Origin of the sequence: Xanthovirga aplysinae (assembly GCF_009711365.1) — a bacterium.
In the GTDB taxonomy this organism is placed as follows: domain Bacteria; phylum Bacteroidota; class Bacteroidia; order Cytophagales; family Cyclobacteriaceae; genus Xanthovirga; species Xanthovirga aplysinae.
Genome location: NZ_SMMB01000772.1, coordinates 1 through 3820, shown reverse-complemented (window position 1 = coordinate 3820; position 3820 = coordinate 1). Strand labels below are relative to the sequence as shown.

The window sequence follows — 3820 nt, the reverse complement described above, 5'->3', positions numbered from 1 at the left end:
AAAAAAATGGAGAATAATAGAGTAATATCAATTGGAAATCAATTCCCAACTTTCAACAAGATTGCAGTAACTTCTTTAGAAAAAGGAAAAGAGTTTAATGAGATTAGTTCTGAGCACCATAAAAAACAGGACCAATGGTTGGTGATGTTTTGGTGGCCTAAAGATTTTACTTTCGTGTGTCCTACTGAAATTGCTGAGTTTAATCGGCAATATGAAGAATTCCGTGACCGGGATGTTCAATTGGTGGGAGCTTCTACTGATTCTGAGTTTGTACACCTGGCCTGGAGAAAAGACCATGAGGATTTAAAGGGTTTGAAATTCCCAATGTTGGCCGATACTTCTAAATCTCTGGCGGCTGAGCTGGGAATTCTTGAGAATGAGGAAAAGGTGGCTTATCGGGCTACTTTTATAGTGGATCCACAAGGAGTAATTCGATGGGTATCTGTTAATGACTTGAGTGTGGGTCGAAATGTAGATGAAGTGTTGAGAGTATTAGATGCTTTGCAGACGGATGAGCTTTGTCCTTGTAATTGGAAAGCCGGAGAAGCCACAATTGAGGCATAAGCTGCTATAACCCTAATAATAGTTCGAGGGGGGCTTTTCCCTCCTCTTATTTGCAAATAAAAGATTTTAAAACAATGAGTGTAGTAATAGAAATAAAAGAAGATTTACAAAAAGACCTTCAATTGTCTGAGTCATTTCCGGTTTTGGATTATTTGGCAGAAAATGATTCAAAATACATTAAAGACTTAAGAGTAAACCTAAAAAATAGTATTCAAACCGAAACCATCAACCGTAAAGAAGGATTGTTAATTGCTCTGGCGGTAGCTGCCAATGAAAAACATCAAGCTCTAACAAGGGCTTTTCAACAATTGGCTCTGGAGGAAGGGGCTTCAGAAGCCGAAATTTCTGAAGCTTATGCATGCGCATCATTATTGGCTACCAATAATGTGTTGTATCGCTTTAAGCATTTTATGAAAAAAGATAGTTATGAGCACTTACCAGTAAAGGTAAAAATGGGTATCATGATGCGCCCCGTTTTGGGAAAAGAGTTTTTTGAGTTGCTCAGCACTGTAATTTCGGCTGTTAATGGTTGTGAAATGTGTGTGAATGCTCATGAAGCGTCTTTGAGTCAATTGGGAACAAGCGAACAACGTATTTTTGATGCAACAAGACTTGGGGCTGTGGTAGTCGGTTTGAGTAAAGTAGTTAGTTAAGAGCTTGTTTAAAAATTTCTTTTGGCTGCAAATGGCTTTTGAAAACCTATGTTTGATTGCTTTTATCGCCTGTAAATTCCGGATACGAGCTAAAAAAGCGCCTTAGCCGGTTTTCCAAAACTCCATTTTCGTTTAAAAACAAAAAATTAAAATAAGCTTTAAAATGCCACGGGTTATTTTAAGAGAATTTTCTTTGCCAATAAATTTACCATCATGGATCTTAACCAAATTACTGTTCCGTCTTTAGACGTAGAGAAAGCCATACCTTTCTATGAAAAACTGGGTCTAAAGCTCATTGTCCATACGCATCCGCGCTATGCTCGCTTTGAGTTTCCCGTTGGGGATTCAACCCTTTCGCTGCATCAGGTGGATGAGTTGCCTACTGGGCAGGGAATTATCATTTATTTTGAGTTAGAGAAATTGGATGAAGTGGTTGAGGAGCTGATTAAGAAAGGAATCAAGTTTGATAATTTGCCACAAGATCAGCGCTGGTTGTGGAGGGAGGCCAAATTGAAAGACCCTGACGGAAATCAACTAATCCTTTTTCATGCGGGGGAAAACCGAAAAAATCCACCCTGGAAAATTAAGTAAGAACTAGTTTAAAATAAAAAATTGGATGATATTTATTGTCAGACAAATCCTTTTGTATCATAAGAAGGAGTTCTGCCACTAAATTAATGCTAATAGTATGGTTTTAAGCTATATAACTTGGAGTGTTGACCCTGAAATTATTAATCTTTTTGGAATTTCTATTCGGTACTATGGGCTTCTTTTTGTAAGTGGATTAATCATATCTATCTATATTTTAGGGAAGCTTTTCAAAGAGGAAAAGATTCCTCAGGAGAATTTGGAAAAACTTTCCACTTATGGAATGGTTGGAATTCTTGTGGGAGCCAGGTTAGGACATTGTTTGTTTTATGAACCTGAATATTACTTAGCTCATCCTTTGGAAATGATCCTTCCGATCAGATTCCTGCCGGAAGGGGGATTTAAGTTTACTGGGTACCAGGGGCTGGCAAGTCATGGAGGCGCATTAGGGATGATAATAGCTTTGATCATTTATTCCCGCAAAACGAAGCAGTCTCTGATCCAAACCATTGATTTAATTGCCATTGTAGGCCCTTTAGCTGGAATTTTTATTAGGCTTGCTAATTTGATGAACTCTGAAATTATTGGAATGCCCACCACTAAATCATGGGGTTTTATATATACAAGAGTAGATAACTTGCCAAGACACCCAGCCCAACTTTATGAGGCGATCTCCTATTTTCTAATTTTCCTGTTATTGTTGACTTTATATCGCTCTAAAAGGAAAAAGTTACAAAATGGGTTTTTCTTTGGTCTTTCCCTTACGTTGATTTTTGTGGCTCGGTTTATAATTGAATTTATTAAAGAGCGGCAAGTAGCTTTTGAGGAAAATATGTTTTTGGACATGGGGCAGATTTTAAGCTTGCCTTACATTCTTTTGGGGTTGGCTTTTATATTTTATGGCTTAATTAAAACCAGAAAAATGGTCAGTCTTTAAAAATTTACATCTTTATTTTTTTATGTCAGGAGATGTTTAGTGCTTGCTTTGATAAAAATTTCATATTTCGGATACTAGTAAACTCCTGAACTAGTTTTCCACAAAATGCGAACTTCAAAGTTGTTAACCCTAAATCTCCTTCATTGCCTTTTTGTTCGAATGGCTGTCTGGTAATAGTCTTTTGTGGGGAGCAATAATACAATATAGTCCATTCTTCGGCGGGTACCGTATCCTTAATGTCCTATGATATAGGTAATCAAAGTTTTTGTACTTTTCCCCAAATAAAAAAGAAAAGCAAAGGAGTAAAAACACTTTTACTCCTTTGCTTTTCTTAGATAAATTAAAAAAAAACGAAAATCTATTGCTGATATGCCTCATTAATAAAATCCACCATATCCTGACTGCTGTAATCAGCCATACCTTGATGGCGCACAAGCAGTTTTCCTTTTGGAGAAATTACATAAGTAGTGGGAATGGCCTGAGTTTGGTATAATCCAGGAAGTTCATTTTTAGTAAGTCGATAAACGGGGAAAGTAAATCCTCTCTTTTTGATAAATTTTTCTGCCTTTTCATCATTTTCATCAAGTGAAAGCATTACAAAGGCTACCTTATCTCTATCCGTTTTGTCGTATAGGGCTTGAATAGAGGGCATTTCTTTGATACAAGGAGAGCACCAACTTGCCCAAAGATTCATAAATATAACCTTACCTTTTAGGTCCTCAAGGCTAATCTGCTTACCTGACATATCTTTTAATTGCATGGAAAAATCAGCATCAGGAAATTCTTGCTCCGAAGAAGGTTCTGGTATGGGAACTTGCTTTGGTTGGGAACTGGCATTTACATACTGGGCAGTTACCAAAAAGGAGGAAAAAATAAGCAAACCTGCAATAATTAAGAGTTTATTGCCAAAGTGATTTTTAAATCTCTTTAAGAATGACATACTTATATATTTTAAAAAGGATTCTTGAATTTATTAAAAAATGTTCTTAATTCTTGATTTTAGAAATAATAGGATGGGCAATGTTTTCCCTACCTTATTGTTAAAAACTAAGACTTAAGTGGACAAATAGAGCGTGTG

At 36.5% G+C, this 3820-nt stretch carries 5 protein-coding genes; 4 read left to right on the top strand and 1 reads right to left on the bottom strand.

The features are described from left to right. The first annotated feature begins 6 nt into the window (after positions 1–6). From E1171_RS05465 to lgt, 4 genes are all read left to right on the top strand, one after another. Positions 7–564: a peroxiredoxin gene (locus tag E1171_RS05465; protein ID WP_155204862.1), complete on the top strand. Its 558-nt coding sequence runs from the start codon at positions 7–9 to the stop codon at positions 562–564. Between the two features lie 74 nt (positions 565–638). Beyond that, positions 639–1217: a carboxymuconolactone decarboxylase family protein gene (locus tag E1171_RS05460; RefSeq protein WP_155204860.1), complete on the top strand. Its 579-nt coding sequence runs from the start codon at positions 639–641 to the stop codon at positions 1215–1217. A gap of 213 nt (positions 1218–1430) precedes the next feature. Then, positions 1431–1808 carry a VOC family protein gene (locus E1171_RS05455; RefSeq protein WP_155204859.1) on the top strand — a complete coding sequence of 126 codons (378 nt, stop codon included), beginning with the start codon at positions 1431–1433 and terminating at the stop codon, positions 1806–1808. A 97-nt stretch (positions 1809–1905) separates the two neighbouring features. Further along, positions 1906–2742: a prolipoprotein diacylglyceryl transferase gene (lgt, locus tag E1171_RS05450; protein WP_155204857.1), complete on the top strand. Its 837-nt coding sequence runs from the start codon at positions 1906–1908 to the stop codon at positions 2740–2742. Positions 2743–3100: 358 nt separating this feature from the next. On the opposite strand, the gene E1171_RS05445 is transcribed toward lgt, so the two are convergent. Beyond that, positions 3101–3682 (bottom strand): TlpA family protein disulfide reductase, encoded by a 582-nt coding sequence (locus tag E1171_RS05445; protein ID WP_155204855.1) that lies wholly within the window; start codon positions 3680–3682, stop codon positions 3101–3103. Positions 3683–3820: the final 138 nt, after the last annotated feature.

Coding starts and splice junctions, on each gene's coding strand:
- lgt (WP_155204857.1), top strand. CDS start 1,906: ATGGTTTTAAGCTATATAACTTGGAGTGTTGACCCTGAAATTATTAAT.
- E1171_RS05465 (WP_155204862.1), top strand. CDS start 7: ATGGAGAATAATAGAGTAATATCAATTGGAAATCAATTCCCAACTTTC.
- E1171_RS05460 (WP_155204860.1), top strand. CDS start 639: ATGAGTGTAGTAATAGAAATAAAAGAAGATTTACAAAAAGACCTTCAA.
- E1171_RS05445 (WP_155204855.1), bottom strand. CDS start 3,682: ATGTCATTCTTAAAGAGATTTAAAAATCACTTTGGCAATAAACTCTTA.
- E1171_RS05455 (WP_155204859.1), top strand. CDS start 1,431: ATGGATCTTAACCAAATTACTGTTCCGTCTTTAGACGTAGAGAAAGCC.